Here is a 1358-nt window from a genome sequence, read left to right as displayed (position 1 = left end):
ACCTGCCGCAGACCGCCCAGCACCGGCAGATCGGTCGCGCCGAGCACGGCCCAACCACTCGTCTCCGGCGTACCGGTGACGGTGACCGGGGTCCACTCCAGGCGGAACAGCGAGTCCCGGAACGCGTCGTTCGCCTCGGCGATGGCGTCGGCCGAGACCGGGCGCGCCACCAGCGACTCCACCGTGGCGACCGGCCGCCCGGCGGCGTCCGCCACCGTGATGGCCGTACCGTCAGCACCGGCCGGGGCCAGGTGCACCCGGACGCTCGACGCACCGGTCGCGTGGAGCGAGACTCCGGTCCACGAGAACGGCAGCCGCCCCTCGGTGTCGTCCGCGTGCCGCAGGAAGGCTCCGTGCAGCGCGGCGTCCAGCACCGCCGGGTGCAGACCGAAGGCCGCCCCGTCCCCGGCCGGCTCGCCGGGCAGCGACACCTCAGCGAACACCTCCTCGCCGCGCACCCAGGCGGACCGCAGGCCCTGGAAGACCGCACCGTAGGCGAAGCCGCGCGCGGCGAACCGCTCGTAGAGGTCGCCCAGTTCAGCCCGTTCGGCACCCTGCGGCGGCCACTCCGTCAGCTCGACACCGGCGGTCGGCTCCTGCGCCGACAGCGCGCCGGTCGCGTTCCTGGTCCACGGCTGCTCGTCGGAGGCGTCCCCGGCACGCGAGTGCACGGCCAACTGCCGCCGCCCGGACTCATCCTGGGCCTCCACCGTGAGCTGGAGGACGACACCGCCCCGGGCGGGAAGCACCAGCGGCGCCTCCAACGTCAGCTCGTCCAGCCGGCCGCAGCCGAGCTGGTCACCGGCGTGCAGGGCGAGCTCGACGAACGCCGTGCCCGGCAGCAGGACCGTGCCCATGATGGCGTGATCGGCCAGCCACGGGTGGGTCGCCAGCGAGAGACGGCTGGTGAACAGGTAGCCGTCGGTGTCGGCCAGGGCGACGGCGGCACCGAGCAGCGGGTGCCCGGCCGAGACCAGCCCGGCCGAGGTGACGTCCGCCCGAGCACCGGTCGGCGCCTGCGGCCAGTAGCGCTGCCGCTGGAAGGCATACGTCGGCAGCTCGACCCGGCGCGCACCCGCACCGGCGAACACACCGTGCCAGTCCACGGCGACCCCATGGACGTGAACGGTCGCGAGGGCCGTCAGCGCGGTCTGCGCCTCCGGGCGTTCGGCGCGCAGCGCCGGGGTGAACACGCCCTGCTCGACGCACTCCTGGCCCATGGCCGAGAGCACGCCGTCGGGGCCCAGCTCGACGAAGACGCTAACGCCCTGGGCTTCGAGGGCGCGCATGCCGTCGGCGAAGCGGACGGCCTCGCGGACGTGGCGCACCCAGTACTCGGGCGAGCACAGCTCCTCGGC

1 protein-coding gene is annotated in these 1358 nt (G+C 74.7%); it reads right to left on the bottom strand.

Annotated elements, in window-relative coordinates:
- On the bottom strand, positions 1–1358 hold a 1358-nt coding region (locus tag ACWDBB_RS36210; protein WP_449793653.1), incomplete at both ends, for a polyketide synthase dehydratase domain-containing protein.

It is taken from the genome of Kitasatospora sp. NPDC001095, assembly GCF_053598615.1.
This window is presented reverse-complemented; position numbering and strand designations above follow the sequence as displayed.